Origin of the sequence: Flavobacterium sediminilitoris (assembly GCF_023008245.1) — a bacterium.
GTDB classification, from domain to species: Bacteria; Bacteroidota; Bacteroidia; order Flavobacteriales; family Flavobacteriaceae; genus Flavobacterium; species Flavobacterium sediminilitoris.
This window is the reverse complement of the sequence record NZ_CP090145.1, coordinates 1103103-1124419: the sequence shown is the minus strand read 5'-3', so window position 1 is coordinate 1124419 and position 21317 is coordinate 1103103. Positions and strand designations below refer to the sequence as shown.

The following is a 21317-nucleotide window of genomic DNA, read 5'->3' as shown; positions in this document are numbered from 1 at the left end:
TTTTTTATTGATTTTCATTTCTTTATATTTGTATTTTAAATTATTTGCCAAATGGAATTTTTATCTGCTGAAGCATCATACACTCTACGATTTATTAATCAGACAAATAAATCTGTTTTTCTAACAGGAAAAGCTGGAACAGGAAAAACAACACTTCTTAAAGAAATTATTGCTACAACACATAAAAACACAGTTGTTGTTGCTCCTACAGGAATTGCTGCTCTAAATGCTGGTGGTGTTACTATTCATTCTATGTTTCAATTACCTTTTGCAGTCTTTCTTCCAGATAATAAAGATGTTGCAAATTTTTCAGGAGGAATAAAGTTTGAAAGCCGAATATCATTAGCAAGACATTTTAAAATGAACAATACTAAACGTTCCGTTATTAGAAATATGGAATTGCTTATTATTGACGAAGTGTCAATGTTAAGAGCAGATGTACTTGATGCTATGGACTTTATGATGAAAAGAGTAAGACGAAATGAGCAACCTTTTGGAGGTGTTCAAGTTTTATTTATTGGAGATTTACTTCAATTACCGCCAGTAGTAAAAAATGAAGAATGGCAGTTGTTAAAAAATTATTACAATGGAATGTTCTTTTTTCATTCGCATATTATTCAACAATATCCACCATTATATATTGAACTAGATATTATTTTTAGGCAAAAAGACTCTGAATTTATAGATGTATTAAACAATCTTCGTCAGAATAAAATTACAAAAAATGATATTGATCTTTTAAATCAATTTGTTCAACCTGAGTTTGATCTTAAAAATAACAAAGGATACATTACACTTACTACTCATAATGTAAAAGCAAATACTATTAATCAGGAATCTTTATTAGAATTAAAGGGAAAAACATATTCATATTTGCCAAATATAGTAGGTGAGTTTCCTGATAAAATTTTTCCATTAGATGAAAAATTAGAATTAAAAGTAGGAGCTCAAGTTATGTTTATTAAAAACGATTTAAATTTTGATAAACAATATTTTAACGGAAAAATGGGTGTAATACATTCATTATCAGATAATGAGATATTAGTTCATTTTCCAGAAGAAAGTAAAACTATTGAAGTAGAACGATATGAATGGCAAAACATTCGTTTTAAAATAAATGAAAACACAAAAGAAGTTGAAGAAGAGGTAATAGGAACTTTTGTCCACTACCCTATTAAATTAGCTTGGGCAATAACAGTTCATAAAAGTCAAGGCTTAACTTTTGATAAAGCAGCACTCGATGTATCGCAGGTTTTTGCTCCAGGACAGGCTTATGTAGCACTTTCTAGATTACGTTCCTTAAAAGGGCTTATTTTATTGTCTCCAATACGAATGAATGGTATTTCTAGCGATGAAGGCGTTTTAAATTATTCTGAAAACAAAGCTACAGATGTAATTCTAGAAGAATCGTTAGTAAAAGAAACAAAAAATTTCTTATTACAAACGTTACTTAAGTATTTTGATTTCAAAGAATTAATACAAGAATGGCGCAATCATTTTTATAGTTATAAAGCTGAAGCTCCAAAATCACCAAAATCATTACATTCAAAATGGGCAAAATTGCAATATGACAAAATGGTAGAATTAGAAATTCCCTCAGGAAAATTCATGTCGCAACTTTATAAAATATTTTCCGAAAATGAAATTGATTTCAATTTTGTTTATGAACGATGTAATGCTGCATATAATTATTTTTTTAAAACAATAGATGTAATTGCAGAAGACTTGTTATTAAAAATTGAAGAAGTAAAACGAATAAAAAAAGTAAAAGGATTTTATGATGAATTATTAGTTTTAGAAGAGCTTCATATTTCAGCAGTTTTACAATTAAAGAAAGCTATTCAGTTGGCAAAAATCAGACTTGAAGGAAAAGAAATTTCAAAAGAAAATTTAGTTTCTCAAGACATGCAAGTTTATAAAATTAATAAGTTAGTAACTGTAGCAGAACGATTTAGAAATGAATTTGCCACTTTAGTTGAAGAAAACGAAGAAGTGTCATATTATGGAAAAACAAAGAAGAAAAAATCCAAAGAACCAAAGAAATCTACTATTGAAGAAACTTTGGAACTTTGGAAGGAAAATCTTTCTATTTATGAAATTGCAAAAAAGCGTAAATTAACACCAGAAACTATTTATAACCATTTTACTAAACTAGTTCAAATGGAAATAGTAGAATTGTCAGATATTTTATCTCATGAAAAAATTAAAGACTTAGAAAAAGCCTTTAAAAAGTATGATGGTGAAAGTTTAGGAGAACTTAAATCACTTCATGGAGATGTATTTTCCTGGAACGAATTAAGATTATATCGTGCAACTTTAAAAGTATAATTTAGCTTAAAATATATACAGCCATTATTGCAGGAACAAAATAAATAACAATAGTTCTAGCTCCATCATAATCTTTAGCTATTCGTTGACCAAATAAAAGAAATATTAATGTTAAGCAAGATAAAATAGCGCCATAATAGGCTACTTGACTAGATGTTTTTGTAAACAACTCAATTATTCCTGAAACACATAAAACACCAGAAAAAATTTCTAATATTAATATAGTAAATAATGCTAGTGGAACTTGTTTGGCTAATATAGTTTCAGAGAAATGTCCTTTTAACCAAGATACATTTCCTTTCCAATCTTTTATTTTATCATATCCAGATTGAAGAAAAGTTACACTTAGTAACAAAAGTAATAAAATAGGAGCTGCTTGTGTCATATGATTATTTTTTATGAATTAAACGGGTTAGTTTTATAGATAAATCAGTTAGAATAATTTTACTGTTACCATTTCTTTCAATATGATAAATAGCATTTTCTAATTCTTTAAATATATCATTAATATTACTTCCATCAACAAATGGAGAAAATTTTTCTAAATTAAAATTACTTTCAGTTGGTTCAAAATAAACCAAATTATTTGCTTTATAATTACTCAACAATGCTTGTCTAAAAAAATGAATACAATATTGTAAAAATTGTTTTTGAACTTCTCTTCCTAAACCAGCAATAGTTTCACTCCAACTTATTAAGTCTTGTATAGCTGAAGCATTTCCTTTTGCTTTAAAAGCACTCCTAACCCATTGAATAAACCAACTTTCAAAAGGATAATCATCAGCGTCTTTTTTAAAAAGATGTAAAGCTTTGTTATAATTTCCTTCACTTTGGTAAGCTATTTTTAATGCTTCATTTTCTTCACAATTTTCTCTATTTATTAGCGCTTCAGAAATAGTTACTTCACTTAAACCCATGAAATCAATTACTTGACATCTTGATAAAATAGTTTGCAAAACATCATCTAATGATTCAGTAATTAAAATAAAAATTGTTTTAGCAGGTGGCTCTTCTAAAAGTTTAAGTAACTTATTTGAAGAAGCGTTATTCATTTTTTCAGCCATCCAAATAATCATTACTTTATAACCACCTTCATAAGCTTTTAATGATAAGGCTTTATTAATTTCTGTAGCCTCATCCACTCCTATTTGACCTTGCTTGTTTTGAATACCAATGTATTTGTACCAATCAAATAAACCACCATAAGGATTTTCTTTTAAAAAAGATCGCCATTGAATCAAGAAGTTAGCACTGACTGGGCGTGATTTAATTTGATCATTTGTTGCAACTGGAAAAACAAAATGTAAATCAGGATGAGAATAATTCTCAAACTTTAAATTACAACTTTGATTACCAGTATTATTCTCTCCTTCTGAATTAGAACACAAGATATATTGTGAATAAGCAATGGCCATTGGTAGTGTTCCTGATCCTTCTGGACCAACAAATAGCTGAGCATGAGGAATTCTCCCTGCTGCAACACTTTTTATAAAGTGATTTTTAATATGATATTGACCTAATACATCTTTTAAAAGCATGAACAAATATACAATTCTAAATCTATTTAGATATAATCAAAATTTATAAATTCGATAGTCATTGGTATAGATAATAATTAATATATTAGAAATCAATTATTCAGTTGTTAATGGCATTATAGAAAAACTGTAATAGCGTTTTTTAATGTTAAAATTGTATAATTGGAGTAAAAAAAATTGTAACTTTATAAAAATATGATTTGATGATTATCTAGTTTTTTTGCACTTTATCTGTTAGTATTTTTAACTGATTAATGTGAATTGTTAAATTTTTCGTTATTTTTCGTTATAAAATGTAGAGAAATAATTAATAAGAAAATATGCGTTTGTTTTTTTGGCATAATAATTGATTAAGCTTAATAAATCGATATATTGATCAAAAAATTAATAATTTGCAGACTAATTATAAAATTAAAATTTATAATAAAAAAAGTTTTTTTAAGAATTTTATCAACATTTATATTAAAAAGTTTTGTTAAAACATTTTATTATTTATATTTGTAATTGGTTTGCCTATTTACTGAAAATTAACAAATTTTATTATGAGAAAATTTTACGTATGCATTATTGCATTATTTATGCTATCCTCAATTGATGCGTTAGCACAGAAAGATCAAAAAGTTGTTATAGATATCAGAGGTATTGGTTCATACCATGATAAAAAAGAGTTAGAATCTATGACAAAAGGGCAATTGATGCCATTGTATTTAGAAAGGGTTAAAATTTTGTTTAGTGTTATTCAATATTTTGGCGTTACAAATAAATCTGGAGTAACATTTACGGATTTAGGTATACCTGCTTCTAAAGACAATGTTAAAGCATTAGAAACTGAAGTGCAAAATAGAGAAGCCTTTTTAAATAGTAATGCTCAATTTTTAACAGGTATATTACCATATTCAGACACAAGTAATATAATTAAAGCAATTTTGTTTTATGAAGAAGTATTAAAACTTGTTCATACAATACAAGTTGAATAAGGTTGAATAAATAAAAAATAAAAGTTATGAAAAAAACTATCATATTAATTGTATTAATCCTTTTTGGGTTTACTTTACAAGCTCAACAAGATGATTGGGGAATTGTAGGTAGAAGTAATTGGTTAAACGGATGGTCTTCTTTCAACCCTGTTGGTAAAGAGTATCCACAAACTACAAAAATATTAACAGGAAATATATCTTCAGATTTGACATTAACAAATCTTGAAACATATAATTTGGTTGGTGAAGTATATGTTACCAATAATGCAAAATTAACAATTGAACCAGGTACAATAATTAGAGCTAGTTCAAGTGAGTATAGTGCAATAATCATAACTAAAGGTTCTAAATTAATTGCAGAAGGACAGGTTGTAAACCCTATAGTATTTACTTCTGATAAACCAACTAACGAGCGTAAGCCTGGTGATTGGGGAGGAATATTTATTTTAGGAGGAGCACCAATAAATACGTATGGTAATGTAGCAAGGATTGAAAGTGAAATACCAAGTAATTTTAGAGTTGGTGGTGGTGAACTTTCTACTGACAGTTCAGGATCTATTAAAAATGTTAGAATTGAATTTGCAGGAAGAGGAAAAGATAGATATGAAACATATGATGCGTTAACTCTTGTAGGTGTAGGATCAGGAACTATATTAGAATCTATCCAAGTAAGCTTATCTAGCGGAAATTCATATAAGTTTATAGGTGGAAATCCAAAAGCGACTAAATTAGTTTCTTTTAGATCTAAAAGTAGTGATTTTAATTTTACACAAGGAACAATTGCTAATATTGAAAATGGACTAGCGTTAAGAAATCCATTTTTCTCATCTAGTACAAATTTTAGAGGTGTAACAGTTAAACCTTTTGACAATAAAGACATGACTGATTTAACAAAGCCTGCCACTAATGTAAGTTTAAATAACTTCACAATAGTTAATGAAGTTGATGGTCAATCAGCAACTCAAGGTCTTATTAAAGAAGCTATTTATGTAAATAAAGATTGCTTGTTTACTTTCAAAAATAGTATAGTTTCAGGTTTTGATTCTGCTTTATTATTAAATGAAAACATTGAAGTTTCAGATCCTAATTTGACAAAAATAAAATTGCAACGAGTATTTATAAATAACTGTAAGAAAAATATAGTTTCTGAAATTGGTGGAATTACTAATGATGATTTAGAATCTTATTATGCTCAACCAAGTTTTGCAAATAGATATTCTAAAACTAAATCAGAGGATTTATTTGTTGATGCAAATAATCAAAGAACACCAGATTTTAGGCTTAAGATTGGAAGTATAAATTAAAATACATAAGAAATATTTTTAACTGTTAATATTATAAATACCTTTATAATATTAACAGTTTGATTGTTATATAATTATTATTCTAAGATTGTTTAATTTTTAAAAGATATTATGTTGAGTAAAATATTAAAGAGCTTAATTTTATTATTTGTTTTTTTTTCACCTGAAATAGAGGCTAAAGAAAAAAATCCAATATCTACTAATGAAGCATTCAATGTTGTCATTTCTAAGCCTATTTTTAATTTTACGTTTTTATGTCAAAGCTCTTCTATAAATACAAATCATGCCCTAACCTTTAGTGTAACACCAGTAGGAAATCTTCAGTCAAACAATGTGTTTACTTTAGAAATGTCAGATGATGATTTTTCTTCTAATATTGTTCAATTAAGTGCTACAACGACAAATGGCTCATCTCCAAGTGAGTTTGTCATGAATTTTACCTTACCAAATACAACTTACGGTACAGGTTATAAATTAAGAGTAAAAAGTTCTGCACCAGCAGCTACAAGTGTTAGATCTAATCCTTTTGATGCCTATTTTATGATTCACAATCAAGGAATTAAACTAAATAGTGCTACAGGTATAGATTCTGAAGTTGCATATTGTGCAGGATCTAGTTTTAACCTTTTTATTTTTGATTCTGGAGATGCATCTTCTCCCCTATTCTATCCTAATTTAACATATACTTGGAAAAAGAAAGTAGGATCAAGTGATGTTGTTGTAGGAACAGGTACATCATTATCTGTAAATTCACCAGGACAATATTTTGTAGAAACTAATTATGGAGTATGTACACCATCATCTTTGTCAAAATCAATACTTGTAACAGTTACAGAGTCAAGTGCAAATTCAATAATAATATCTACTGCAACAAATACTAATGAAGTATGTGAATCCGTTGGGGAATTATTAACTTTAAATATATCTAATAGTTCTATATATACTATCAAATGGTTTTTAGATGATGATTTAATAGATGGAGCTACTTCAAACACTTATAATGCAGTCTCTGGAGGTACTTATAAAGCTACTGTAGATAACGGATCTTGTGTTACTACTTCAAATACATATACATTAACATCAGACACATTTAGTGCAACAATTGATGTGAATTCTCCATACCAGTTATCTTTAGGAGAATCTTTTCTAGTAACAGTAACAACAGATGCAAATGCACCATCATTTCAATGGTACTTTAATGATAATTTATTATCTGAAACATCAAATGTTTTAAATATTAGTCAAACAGGTGAATTTAAAGTATTAGTTACACAAACAACAGGATGTGTTTCAACAAAAGAATTAATTCTTATCGTTATAGAGCCAAGTGTAGATGAAATCCCTAATCTAATAAGCCCAAATGGAGATGGTTTTAATGATAAATTTAAAGTTCCATTTGAATTAACTAGCTCTAATAATTTAAATTTAGAAATATATACTTCCTCTGGAAAGCAAATTTTTATTACAGATAATTACCAAAATAACTGGCCAGAGAATACTGAAGAAATTTTTCAATCAAAATCATTCTTTTATTTTAAACTAACTAAAGAAAATCAATTAATAAAAGAAGGAATCTTAACTATCATCAAATAAACTTAAACCAACCATTGAAAAAAATACACTTAGGGATAATTTTATGTATGCTTTTTTCTGTAACTTTTTCACAAGAAAATGCTTACTCCTCTTTCGATGTTACATTAAATAATTCAATTAAATTGAATCGGTTTCTTATTAACCCTGCTTTTAGCTATTCTAGGGAAGTAGCTCCTTCTTTAAATTTAGCAAATAAAAGACAATGGGTAAAATTTGAGGATTCACCCGTTTTATACTTACTAAACTATCAGGGGAGATTAAGTAATGAGTCTCGTTTTGCTATAGGAGTATATTCTCAATCTATAGGTTTATTGAAAAATAATGGAGGTGTAATAAATTATGCTTACAATGTTCCTATGCAAAATGAAACCAATTTAACATTTGGTATTAATGCATATTTTTCAAGTAGTAATTTTGATATTAATAGAGTCATTACAGAATCTCCTGAACCACTTTTAATAAATCAAGGCGCAACCGCTTTTGTAAATATAAAACCAGGAATAAATTTAAACATAAATAATTTTGATATAGGAATTTCTGCAAACAATATAGTTTCTTATAATTTAAGCACTAGTGAATCAGTACAAGATAATAATTCAGCTACTTTTTCTGGACATTTAATGTATACAAAGGAACTTAGTAGTTATTATAATATTTTGGACGGAAGTAATTTCTCTGGAATGCTTCAAGTTGAAAATAGAAAGGATGGTACAGGTATATCTGGGAGTTTTTTATTAGATCAAGAAGAATTAGGTTGGTTAGAAGCAGGTTATAATACTTTTAGAGGCGCAAATGCAGGAATTGGAGTTGCTATTTCTAAAAAGTTTTTAATAGGATATTCTTATAATTTATCAATTAATAATTCTTTATTTTTTGGTTCAAGTCATGAGTTTTCTTTATCATATAAGTTTACGAATTATAATGATTCTTATAATTTTAGGAAACGAGCACAAAAATTAAGAGATAAAAAAGCAGCAAAACAGCCTGTTTCTACTCCAAAAAATAATTCTGGAGAAGATAGGTTAGCAAAAGAAGCAGCTAGAAAAGAAAAAATAGAACAAAATAGGTTAGCTAGAGAAGAGGCTATAAAAGCTAAAGCTGAGAAAGATAGATTAGCAAAAGAAGCTATTGAAAATGCAAGGTTAGAAAGAGAAAGATTAGCAAAAGAGGCAGAAGTAAAACCTAAAGAAGAGGTTTTACCTGTTGATAATATAGAAGCTGAGAAAGACAGATTGGCAAAAGAAGCAGCAGCAAAAGCACAAGCTGAGAAAGATAGATTGGCAAAAGAAGCAGCAGCAAAAGCACAAGCTGAGAAAGATAGATTGGCAAAAGAAGCAGCAGCAAAAGCACAAGCTGAGAAAGATAGATTAGCAAAAGAAGCAGCAGCAAAAGCACAAGCTGAGAAAGATAGATTAGCAAAAGAAGCAGCAGCAAAAGCACAAGCTGAGAAAGATAGATTAGCAAAAGAAGCAGCAGCAAAAGCACAAGCTGAGAAAGATAGATTGGCAAAAGAAGCAGCAGCAAAAGCACAAGCTGAGAAAGATAGATTAGCAAAAGAAGTTGCAGCAGCAGAATCACAAGCTGAGAAAGACAGATTGGCAAAAGAAGCAGCAGCAAAAGCGCAGGCTGAAAAAGAAAGACTAGCAAGAGAAGCAGCAGAAGCACAGGCAGAGAAAGACAGATTAGCAAAAGAAGCAGCAGCAAAAGCACAAGCTGAAAAAGAAAGACTAGCAAGAGAAGCATCAGAGGCACAAGCTGAGAAAGATAGATTGGCAAAAGAAGCAGCAGCAAAAGCGCAGGCTGAAAAAGAAAGACTAGCAAGAGAAGCATCAGAGGCACAAGCTGAGAAAGATAGATTAGCAAAAGAAGCAGCAGCAAAAGCGCAGGCTGAAAAAGAAAGACTAGCAAGAGAAGCATCAGAGGCACAAGCTGAGAAAGACAGATTAGCAAAAGAAGCAGCAGCAAAAGCGCAGGCTGAAAAAGAAAGACTAGCAAGAGAAGCATCAGAGGCACAAGCTGAGAAAGATAGATTAGCAAAAGAAGCAGCAGCAAAAGCACAGGCTGAAAAGGAAAGATTAGCAAGACTAGCATTGGAAGCGCAAGCGGAGAAAGATAGATTAGCGAAATCTAACCTTTCTGTAGAAGATAAAATTTCTAGTATAGAAACTAAATTAAATGTATCAAATAAAGTACTTGATAATTATAAGCGAGAAATTGCTCAGAAAACTAAAAATTCAGATAATTTAATTAAAAGACTGGACTCTATTGTAAAGGAAAGAGATTTAGACTTAAAGGCTTATATTTCTGAAAATGATCCTAATAGTAAAAGTGTGCAACGTAAATTTGTTAGTACAACTCAACAAAATGCACAGTTAAACGCAATTAAAAGCGAAATAGCATCTAACAAAAAAGTTTTCGACGATTTAATTTCAGATTTTGAAAGCGCAAATAAAGTTAGACTTGAACAATTAAAGAAGAATGGTGTTAGTGATGAAGATGCTAAACTATTAAATCAGTATTATCAATCAGTTATTGATGATTTGAAAAACAAAAGACAACAATATATACAGTTTGAAAAAATTGCTGATGATAGAATTAAGAAAATTAATGCCGATAAAGAGGAAGAAAGATTAAAAAGAATTAAAAGAGCAGAATACGATAGTGAGCAACAGAGGATACTTAATGACCAAAAATCATTAGAAGATATTAAAAACTCTACTGCTCAAAATTCAAATGCAAATTCTGGAAACACAACAGAACAAGAGGAAACATCTTCAAATGATATTTCTATTATTCAAAAATTGAATGGAGTTGAATCAGGTTATTATGTTGTATTAGGAAAATATAAAAACATTGCAGAAAGAGATGCATTTGTACGTCAAGTAGTTGCAGGTGGAGGAACAAGCGTTACGCTTTTCTATAATATTTATGATGCTACTTATTATGTGTATATAGATAAGTTTGATGATTTATCAAGTGCAGTTAAAGCAACACAAGCAAGAGGAACAAAATCGTATAACAAAAAAATGTCAATAGTAAAAGTCGAATAAATAATATGTTAATTTTTTAATATTTTTTATTACTTTTAAAAAGTCTTAAACCACACTAGCTATGAAATTAAAAATTACTCAATTCAAAAGATTGGTGTTTGTCGTCGTTTGCATGATAAATATTAATCTGTTTGCACAAAATTATGTACCCTTTTCGGGACCAGGTCGTTTAACTCCGATACCCTTTAATGAGAGTTTAAAAGGAGATATGCTTCTTATAGGAAATAATATCCTAAATAGAAGCACAAGTTCAAATGGTCCAAATGTTCCTTATAACGGAACAGATATAAACGACAATTTGAACATGCAGTATGTTGATATTGATGGAGATCCTTCAACATTTAATTCAAGTACTGCGGACTTAACTATTCCTGTCGCCAATTCGGGTTGTTACGTTATAAAATATGCGGCTCTTTATTGGGCTGGACTTTATAATGAGGGTAATATTGATGATGAAGTCGATAGAAGCCGATTAGGAAATGTAAAGTTTAAATTACCAGGAGGTAATTATACTGATATTACAGGTGCTGTAATATATGATACTTATCCTACAGGTCTTAATCAAAAATATAGTTATGTTGCTTCTTATGATGTAACAACTTTGCTACAAGGATTAACAGATGCAAGCGGTACTTATGGAGTTGCAAATGTCCAATGTGGATTAGGTGTAAAAACCTCAGGTGGATGGTCTCTTTTTGTAGTTTATGAAGACCCATTATCAACTGCTAAAAACATTACCTTATTTGATGGATTTAGTAGTATTCAAGGAACTACAAGTTTAGATATTCCGATTTCTGGTTTTAATTCAATACCTGTTGGTCCAGTAAGAGCTAAATTAGCTTTTGCAGCATTAGAAGGAGATAATGGAATTTCAGGAGATCGCCTTAGAATAAATGGAACCAGTATGTCAATTCCAACTAGATTGGCTTCCAACTTTTTTAATAGTACCATAAATGATATAAATGGAGCATATACTACTCGAAATTTAAATAGTTCTAATACATTAGGATATGATTCAGGAATAATTAATATTCCCAATCCAGGAAATGCGGTTATTGCAAACAATGCAACAAGTGCAAATGTCCAACTTCAAACTAGTGGAGATGCTTATGTCTATTATTTAAATGCTTTTGCCGTTGAAATTATTCAGCCTCAAATAAATTTAATAAAAATTGTAAGAGATTTAGCTGACAATGATATTGGGAACACAACTGTTTCATTAGGACAAGAAATTTTTTATGAATTAGATTTTCAAAATATTGGAAATGATGGAGCAACAGGGTTTACTATAAAAGATCAATTACCATTAAATGTAACTTTTTTACCAGCAGACTTAGAGGTTCCTCCTGGAGTAACTTATACTTTTGATCCAGTAACAAATGAAATTATATTTACTATTCCTGATAATTTAGTAACCGAATCGGGTGCAAATTATTTAATTAGAATAAAAGTAAGAGTAGCAGAAACATGTTATGATTTAAGAGATGCATGTTCAAACGAAATTCGCAATCAAGCATATAAAACATATAGCAGTATAAATTCTGGAAATATAGTTGAAAATGAAGAGCCAAGTGCATCTGGAATTAATAGCTGTTTAATTCTATCACCAGGAACTACAAACTTCTTAGCTGATATAGATGATTGCGTTTTTGAAAGAGAAGAAGTTTTATGTGGTAACTCAGTTACTTTAACAGCGGGTAATGGTTATGTTTCTTACCAATGGCATAGCGGATCACCACCTACTGCTGCAAATGCAATTGCTGGAGCGACTAATCAATCATATACAGTTACAGGAACAGGAACTTACAGTGTTGTAAATACAGCACCAGCTCCGTGTTTATCTATTACTGAAACTTTTAATGTAATTGATTTTAACGGAGTAGTACCTAATCCGGTTATTCCTTATGCAGATCAAGTTGATGTTTGTCCAAATGATGATTCAGATTTACCAAAAATATATTTATGTGGTGAAACAGATAGTCAATTAATAGAAACAAATATACTAAATGCAACAAGTATTATTTGGGAAGTATTAAGTACACCTAGTACTTGTACTGATCCTACACCTTCAACAAATTGTCCAAATACAACATGTCCAGATAGTGCATGGTCACAAGTTGGTACAGGATCAAATTTTAATGCAGTTGATGCTGGTGAATATAGAGTCAGAATAGTGTTTCAAAATGGATGTTTTAGAACATATTATTTTAATGTTTATAAAAACCTTTTTACACCTACAGCAACATCTACAGATATTATTTGTAATACACCTGGAACGATTACAGTTAATGGAGTTCCTAATGGATATGAATTTAGTTTAGATGGAACCAATTGGCAATCAGGAAATTTATTTACAATTAATACAGCAGGAGCATATACTGTTTATATTAGACAAATTGGAGGTGGTGTTGGAAATTGTATTTTTGACATTCCTAATATTCAAATTCTTAATAGAGATTTTAATGTTGATGTTATAGTTAATGATGCTCTTTGTAATGGAGGACAAGGAAGTATTAGAGTTCAAATTAATAATGTTGATCCGCAATATACATATCAATTATCACAAGGCGGAACACCTATAAACAATGTAGGACCTATAAATGCAAATGATTATACATTTCCAAATTTACCTGCAGGAACATATACAGTTAATATTTCAACAACAGATGGATGTACATATTCAGAGACTGTAACAATTTCTGATCCACCATTACTTACTTTAACAGGAGCAGTAACAATTCCATTAACATGTACAGATGGAGAAATAACAGTTTATCCAGTTGGAGGAACACCTCCTTATACTTATGGAATTAATAATGATCCAGGAACAATTTATTCTTTACCTAATTTTGTTATTACAACACCTGGTACATATACATTTACAGTAACAGATTCAAATAACTGTACAGCTACTACTGATGTAATTATAGATAATATACCACAACCAGTATATACCGTTTCTCAAATAGATGTATTATGTTATGGAGAATCAACAGGACAGATAGAATTTAATGTTACAAATACAAACGGTTACACATTAGAATATAGTATTGATAATGGAGTAACATTTGGTACAAATCCAGTTTTTTCAAATTTACCTGCAGGAACTTATGAAACAATAGTTCAATATTCTTTAGGAGGAACAATATGTACTACTACAGTAGAAACAATTGTTATAAGTCAACCTGATACAGCATTGACAGCTTCAGCAGGAGTTTCTGAATTAGCAGGTTGTGGACCTAATGGAGAAGGTAAAGTGAGAATTACAAATCCTCAAGGAGGAGTCCCAGGTTATGAATATAGTTTTGATGGAGGAACTACTTGGGTTACATCTAATGAAGCTTATTTATTACCAGGAACATATTCTGTATGTATACGTGATACAAATAATTGTACTTTTTGTACAAGCGTTACTATTGATCCCGCTCCTCAAGATCCAACAATTTCAGTAGAAGACCCTGATTTTAATTGTACAGGAACAGCAACGTCTACAGTGACAGTAAGTTCAGGATCTACTAATTTTTCATATACTTATTTATTAGATGGAGTTGTAAATACAAATGTACCTGAAAATGTTTTTGTAGATGTCCCATGTGGAGATCATGAAATTACAGTTCAATACAGAAGTTTATCTGTTCCTACATATAGTAATTTATTATTTGAAGATTTTGGACGAGGAGATAATACAACTTCACCAGGTATTAATCCTGCCTATTGTTTTGAAAGACAAGTTGCAGCAACTCAATGTAATGGAAGTATTCAAATAAACGATGGAGATTATGCCGTAACAAAAAGAATTGATCCAAGATTTGGTACGTGGGCAGATCCTAGTGACCATACTTCTAACGGAACAGATCCGGAGGGAAGATTTTTATGCGTGAATATAGGAGGAACTGCTGGTGTAGGTGGTATTTTATATAGTAAACCAATCACAGATATTATACCTAATCAACCTGTTCAAGTTTCATTATGGGCTATGAATTTGATTAGAAGTAGTTCATCTACTTTAGGAGACCCTCAATTAACAATACAATTAATAGCAGATTTAGGAACTCCTTCCGAAGTAATTGTTGCTACAACACCTACTGCTTCACCAATTATTGTTCCTAAATCGAATCAATGGGAATCGTATAGTTTAGCTTTAAACCCAGGTTCTTATACATCATTGAGTTTTGTAATTAGATCATATAGTACTGTTATAAACGGAAATGATGTGGTAATAGATGACATTAATGTTTTTCAAGAACCAATAGCATGTATTACAGAAGTTAAGTATCCAATACATATCGATTGTAATCAAGCGTTCTCTGCACAAATTACAAGCTCAAGTGATGTAAGTTGTAATGGAGCTACTGATGGTCAAATTACAATTGCAGCACAAAATTTTGAATTACCTTATGGATTTGATTATTCTATAGATGGAGGTGCAAGTTGGACTAACTCTACTACTTCTCCTGTAACAATAACAGGTTTATCTGCAAATACATATAATATCGAAATTAGATTTGATGATACGGCTGGAACATGTTCTTTCCCTTTCACGCAAGTAATTTCTGAACCAGACTCATTACTAGCAGATGCTGTATTAACTAGTCCAGCTACTTGTTTAGTTGGTGGTGTAATTACAGCTTCAGCTTCAGGAGGAACTCCGAATTATCAATATGAATTACAAAATAGTACAGGAACAGTCCTTGTTCCGTTTCAAGTAAATAATGTTTTTTCAAATTTAACACCAGGAGATTATATTGTGGTTGTTAGGGACGTTCTTAATTGTACAGATCCAATTGATGTTGCTATAAATATCCCAGTACCTACTCCTCCTACAGCAGTTGTAGATGCGTCATCTGATTTGTGTTATGATGGAACAAATGCTGCAACAATTGTAGTTACTGCTTCAGGGGGTGTTAGTCCTTATCAATATAGTTTAAATGGAGGAACATATCAAAATGGAAATACTTTTTCTGGTTTAACACCTGGAAACTATACAATAACAGTTAGGGATTCTTATGGTTGTGAAGTGACAATGTCAACAGTAACCATTGCACCTCAATTAATAGCAAATGCTGTTTTAACTAATGGATTAGATTGTACAGCATCACCAGATGCAGATATTGATGTAACAATTAATGGAGGTTCTGCACCTTATACATATCAAGTTACATTTAATACAGCTTTCGACCCAACAATTAATAATATTACAGGAAATACTTTTACATATTCAACAGCGAATGCTGGAACATATCAGTTTACTATAACTGATGCAATAGGTTGTACAGTGACAACTTCTGTAATAACAGTAAACCCTTTGCCTGTATTGAATCCTCCAGTTGTTGCTCAAACAGGATTTAATTTATGTAATGGAGACACTAATGGAGCTATATCCGTTACTCCATCTGGAGGACAAGCTCCATATATTATAGATATAGTAAACACAACAACGTCTGTTTCTTATGGAGCACAGACTACAGGACTTACAGCGGGAGATTATACAATTACAGTTACTGATGCAAATTCTTGTATAGAAACAGTAACAATTACATTAACGGAACCGGATCCTGTTGATTTTACATTTACAAAAACAGACATTCAATGTGGAGCTGTTGGAACAGCCCCTGGAACGATTAATATAATTAATGTTACAGGAGGTACATCACCTTTTACATATACTATTTCAAATAGTACAGGAACCTATACTGACACCTATAATGCGGTGTCAAATGAAGATCATATATTTAATATTTTAAATTTTGGGATATATACAATATCTGTTGTAGATGCAAATGGTTGTCAATTAGTTGAAAATAATATTACAATTGCTTCACCACCTAATAATTTAAATATTAATGTGTCTCAAGCAATAACAGATTGTACAGTTGGTGGTACAATTGAGGTTTGTGTGGATCCAGCAGTAGCAGGAGGTCCTTATCATTTTGCAATTTATGAAGATTTATCACCAAATAATCCTCCTTATGCGACTTATCCTGGACCACAATATCAACCAGCAGATGGAGGTGCAACAGGATTATGTGCAACATTTACAGGATTAATGCCAGGAGTTACATATAGTTTTATTGTTTATGATGAAGCTACTAATTGTTATTATTTTGAAACTGCAACAGAGCCAGTACCTACATTGTCGACTATTACTTCTACAATAACACCAAATAATGTAACTTGTACAGGAGCAGCAGATGGAAGTGTCTCTTTTGTAATTTCAAATTATTCAGGAACAAGTGTTTCATATCAAGTTTATTTAGCATTAAATAATACACCTGTAAGTGCTGTAGGAACCTCTACAGGAACAGGTACACCAATAACGGTAAATGATTTTGGAGTATTACCTCCAGGAGAGTACTTTGTATTATTTACTGAAAACGATGGTCCAAATGCTGCTTGTTCTCAAACATCAATTAATTTTACAATTTCTGAGTCACCTGTTTTATTGTCACTTACGGCATCAGTAACTAAAAACGATAATTGTAATCCAAATGCAGGTCAAATTACAGTTACTGGTTCAAATGGAACGCCACCTTATACTTATCAGGTTGTTCCAGCAGGTTCACCAGCTCCAACAGTTTGGCCAGGTCAAACTTCAAATGTGTTTAATGTTGAAGGAGGATCTTATGATGTTTATATAATGGATGCTTACGGATGTATTCAACCAAGTACAAATATTTTTGTACCAACGGATACAACACCAAATATAGATTTAGATATTGATGCGGCTACACTTTGTAATATAAATGAAGGGAATTATTCAATAATTGTTACGAGAGACAATACAGTTGGAGTTGGTCCATTTACATATAGTGTTGATGGTGCAGCTTTCACAACATATACTGAAAACGCTTCTTTCTCATTTACTTTAACAGGTTTAAATTCAGGTACGCATACTGTTATTATAAAAGATTCTAATGGATGTACAGAGACAGAGACAATAACAATTTACCCACCATTAAATGGAACAATTACAACAACTATAGATGCAGTTGCAAATTGTGGAGTTAGTGATGGAATTATAACTGTTAATGCATCAGGAGGTTCAGATGCTTCAAATTATGTATATACAATTACACCTAATATAGCACCTATATCGCAATTAGGTAATGTATTCTCTAATGTTCCTGCAGGAAATTATACAGTTACAGTTACAGATAATATTACAGGATGTTCGATAGATAAATCTGTAATTTTAGATATGCCTACCGTTCCAGTATTTGATACAACGGTTACAAATGCAACTTGTAATTTAGGAACTGATGGAACTATTACAGTAAATTTAACAGGTTCAAATCCTAATCCAGTTTACATGTATGAAATTACTTCACCAATAGTTGTTGGTCCTCAAACTTCTAATGTATTTACAGGTTTATCAGCAGGAAACTATACGGTTGTTGTTACATCTGGAAGAAACTGTGTTACAACGGAGATTGTAACTGTAGGTGAAGCTACAGCAATTAATATACCTACTGTTACTGTTACTGAATTTGGATGTAATTCAGGTTCGAATACAGTTAATAATGCAACAATAGTTGTTAATGGAGTAAATGGAGGATCTGGAACATATATTAATTATGAGTTTTTAGATAGTTCTAATAATATACTTCAAACAGGGACAAGTAATACTTATATAGAGTCAAATATTTTAGGAGGTACATATACAATAAACGTTTATGATAATAATGGATGTATAGGTACTACAACAGCAGTTATAAATCCATTTATAGCAATTTCTAATCCTAGAGTAACTGTTACAACTCCAATTACATGTACAAATCCTGAAGATATTACAATAAATATTGATACAACAGGAGGAACACCAACTACATTAGTTTATACAGTAGTAGGATTAAGTACTGGAAGTACATATAATGTATCACAAACTAATAATCCTAATTTTACAGGATTAACAATTGGTAATTATCAAATTACAGTTGAAAATGCAACTACAGGATGTAGTGTACAAACAATACATTACGTATTTGATCCAAACACATTTATTGTAAATGCTGTAGTAAATAACAATGTAACGTGTTTTGATGGAGCTGATGGAAGTATTGATATTACTTTTATAGATCAAAATACTATACCTACTGATGATGCAGGGTCATTTGACTATGATATAATTGATACAGCTACTGGTTTATCAGTATCATCTGGAACTAGTCCTGATGCAGGACCATTTACAGTGGATAATTTACCAAGTGGTGTATATCAATTACAGGCTGTTTTAAATCAAAACCCGTCTTGTCCTGTAACAACAAACTTTACAATAACTCAACCTATTGAAACTTTATCAATTACTACAAGTAGCACTCCTATTTCATGTATTCCAGGTAGTGATGGTAGCATTTCTGCAGTAGGAAATAATGGTTGGGGAGCACCATATGAATATCAATTAGAATCTGGTGGTAGTGTAATTGTTGCTTGGTCATCTGTAAATAATTTTACAGGATTAGGAGCAGGTACATATACTGTTAGTGTAAGAGATAACATTGGTTGTGAGGTTTCGTCATCTAATATAATTTTAGATGTTCCAACTCCTATTGATGCTACAATCAATGCTTCTACTACATTTTTACCATGTAGAGGAGATAATGATGCGACTATTACGATTACTAATGTAACAGGAGGATATGGTAGTGGATATTTATTCGTTTTAAATAACATAACAACAGGTACTAGTTCTGCACCTCAAACAAGTAATGTATTTACTAATTTAGGAGCAGGAGAGTATAATGTTACTATTACAGATTCATTTAATTGTGAATTTCCAACAGCAAGTGTTATTATTGATGAGCCAAATGATGATGTAATGGCTAGTTTGGCAATGACAGTTGACCCGACATGTGATCAAGGAGCAACATTGGAATTAACTGCTATAGGAGGAACAGCTCCTTATGCTTACAGTACTACACCAGGAGGACCATATATTCCGTTCACAGGAACTATGGTTTTCAATAACGTAGCTTCAGGAACATATAGTTACTATGTTGTGGATGCAAACGATTGTTTTGAAGATTTTGCTTCTATAATTGTTGAACCTGTAATTCCTGTTAGTGTTACGGTTGATACTACTCGAACAGTAATTTCATGTAATGGCTATACTACATCAGTAACGGCTACAGCAGTTAATGGGTTAGGAAATTATGTTTATACATTGTTGCCAGCTACAGCAGGGGTTGTACAAAGTTCACCAGGAGTATTTATAAATGTTCCAGCAGGTACATACACAGTACATGTTGATAGTGGTGATTGTGATGGTGATTCTGAATCATTTACTATAACGGAACCTACACCTATAGAGTATGAGCTTACCATTACTCAACCTACATGTGCTAGTCTTCCAAATGATGGTTCGATTGAAGTTATTGCTACAGGAGGAACAGGAATAATTCAGTTTTCTATTTCTTCTGCACCTAATGAAACAGTTAATTCAGGAATTTTTAATAATCTAACTCCAGGAAGCTATACGATATTTATTCAGGATCAAAACGGATGTTCATTATCTCTAGGGCCTCTTGATATTACTGCTCCACCTACTTTTGAATTAGTTGATGCACCAAATATTATAGATGAGTTGTGTTTAGGTGATGGTGGATCAGTATCATTTAGTGTACAAGGAGGTAGTCCATCACCAGTATTTGGTTATGAAGCTACAAATGGATCAACTACTTTAACTTCATTAACAGGAGATTTTACTTTTGATAATTTAAGTTATGGTTATTATGAATTTATAGTAACAGATGGTACAGGAGTATGTACTGTAGATTTTGCAATTGATTTAGAGCCAGGTGAAGATATTCAACCGGGTGTTGAATTCGACAATTCATGTGTTAATGACTCACCAAATGTTAATGTTTTAATCACATTTAATGAAGATATACCAATCGGAGATCTTACTTTTGATTTAGACGGTGTTACTCAAGTAGGAAATAATTTATTTGTAAATGTTGCTGATGGAAATCATACTGCTACAGTTACTCATAATGATGGATGTGTAAAACAAATTAGTTTTAATGTGACTATTTCTAGTTCACCAGTTTTAACATTAGCTCAAAGTGGATTAAATCAGTTTACCATGTCAACGCAAGGAGGAACAGCTCCATATAGTTATAATGTTAATGGACAAGATGTTGGAAGTAATACAACTTATTTAGTTAATCAAACAGGTCTTTATACAGTAATTGTAACAGATGCTAATGGATGTACAGATGTTGATACTATACAAATGACATTCTATGATGTTGAGATACCAGATTATTTCACACCAGATGGTGACGGAACAAACGATGGTTGGACTCCTAATTATTTAGATCATTATCCTAAAGCTGTAACTTATGTTTTTGATAGATACAGTAGAAAAATAATTACTTTGAGACCAGGTCAATCATGGAATGGAACTTACAACGGAAACGAATTACCTTCAGGAGACTATTGGTATGTGTTGAAATTGAACGGAGAGAATGATGCAAGAGAGTTTGTAGGTAATTTCACATTATATAGATAATTTAAGATAAACTAAGC

8 protein-coding genes are annotated in these 21317 nt (G+C 31.0%); 6 read left to right on the top strand and 2 right to left on the bottom strand.

The features are described 5' to 3' along the window. The first annotated feature begins 51 nt into the window (after positions 1-51). Entirely contained in the window at positions 52-2328 is a 2277-nt protein-coding gene (locus LXD69_RS05170; protein WP_246917987.1) for a helix-turn-helix domain-containing protein, read from the top strand. A 1-nt stretch (position 2329) separates the two neighbouring features. On the opposite strand, the gene LXD69_RS05165 is transcribed toward LXD69_RS05170, so the two are convergent. Together LXD69_RS05165 and LXD69_RS05160 are read right to left on the bottom strand one after the other, a co-directional pair. Then, positions 2330-2713 (bottom strand): hypothetical protein, encoded by a 384-nt coding sequence (locus LXD69_RS05165; RefSeq protein ID WP_045970424.1) that lies wholly within the window; start codon positions 2711-2713, stop codon positions 2330-2332. A 4-nt stretch (positions 2714-2717) separates the two neighbouring features. After that, positions 2718-3866, bottom strand: coding sequence for a DNA polymerase III subunit (locus LXD69_RS05160; RefSeq protein ID WP_246917982.1), 1149 nt, complete (start codon positions 3864-3866; stop codon positions 2718-2720). A 542-nt stretch (positions 3867-4408) separates the two neighbouring features. Between LXD69_RS05160 and LXD69_RS05155 the strand changes: the two genes are divergently transcribed. The 5 genes from LXD69_RS05155 to LXD69_RS05135 all read left to right on the top strand — a co-directional run bounded on the left by LXD69_RS05155 (position 4409) and on the right by LXD69_RS05135 (position 21300). After that, entirely contained in the window at positions 4409-4843 is a 435-nt protein-coding gene (locus tag LXD69_RS05155; RefSeq protein WP_045970428.1) for a hypothetical protein, read from the top strand. 26 nt (positions 4844-4869) lie between these two features. Next, a complete protein-coding gene (locus tag LXD69_RS05150; protein ID WP_045970430.1) occupies positions 4870-6147 on the top strand; it encodes a hypothetical protein in 1278 nt (425 codons plus the stop codon). 114 nt (positions 6148-6261) lie between these two features. Beyond that, a complete protein-coding gene (locus LXD69_RS05145) occupies positions 6262-7740 on the top strand; it encodes a T9SS type B sorting domain-containing protein (RefSeq protein WP_246917980.1) in 1479 nt (492 codons plus the stop codon). A 14-nt stretch (positions 7741-7754) separates the two neighbouring features. Beyond that, positions 7755-10790, top strand: coding sequence for a PorP/SprF family type IX secretion system membrane protein (locus LXD69_RS05140; RefSeq protein ID WP_246917978.1), 3036 nt, complete (start codon positions 7755-7757; stop codon positions 10788-10790). A gap of 61 nt (positions 10791-10851) precedes the next feature. Continuing rightward, a complete protein-coding gene (locus LXD69_RS05135) occupies positions 10852-21300 on the top strand; it encodes a T9SS type B sorting domain-containing protein (protein WP_246917977.1) in 10449 nt (3482 codons plus the stop codon). Positions 21301-21317 lie beyond the last annotated feature (17 nt).